Genomic DNA, 677 nt, shown 5'->3' with positions numbered 1-677 from the left:
AGAGTTCCGTCGGTAGCTTCATGGCCAACGCCTCATGCGGCCTTTCCTCGTTGAATTCGCTGATGAAAGCGTCAAATCTGGCCTGCTGTTGCAGGGCATTCATGCCCGGGGGCCGCGTGGTCTCCTGCTTCAAGGTGCGGTGCATGCGCTCGTGGCGGCCGTTCTGTTGCGGGTTGCCGGGCTTGATGCGCTCGATGGCAATGCCGAGCCTCAACCACCAGACCGACAGCTTCGACAGATTGTAGAGGCCGTTGGGGCTGGCGAAGGGGACCCCGTTGTCGCTTCGAATGGCGAGCGGCAGGCCGCGTTCCCTGAACAGCCGGACGAAGGCCTCGATGACCGGCGCTTCCCGTGTCGCTTCAAGCGCTTCGGCGAGAAGCAGGTAGCGCGAGGCCTGGTCGGTCACCGTCAGGGGGTAACAGTAGCGACCGTTGCCGAGCTTGAACTCGCCCTTGAAGTCAGCGCACCACAGATCGTTGGGGACGGCGGCCTGCGACAGCGGCGTGCCCATGGCCTTGTTCGCCCGGTTCCTCTTGCGGGCCTGGCTCACAAGGCCGTGGCGGTCGAGCACGGCATGCACCGTGCTCTTGGCCGGGATGCGCACATCGCCGGCGAGCTTCCTGATCAGCAGCTCCCTGATCTTCCTGGCGCCCCAGTGCGGCTTGTCGCGCTTGCTC

At 64.8% G+C, this 677-nt stretch carries 1 protein-coding gene; it reads right to left on the bottom strand.

Annotated features, from left to right (window positions below; genetic code table 11):
• On the bottom strand, window positions 1-677 hold a 677-nt coding region (locus tag NKH78_RS32530), incomplete at both ends, for an integrase core domain-containing protein (protein WP_352885259.1).

This window comes from Mesorhizobium sp. M0910 (genome assembly GCF_040319465.1).
Lineage (GTDB): Bacteria > Pseudomonadota > Alphaproteobacteria > Rhizobiales > Rhizobiaceae > Mesorhizobium.
Note: the sequence above shows the minus strand (reverse complement) of the source record. Positions and strands in the feature narration are given on the sequence as shown.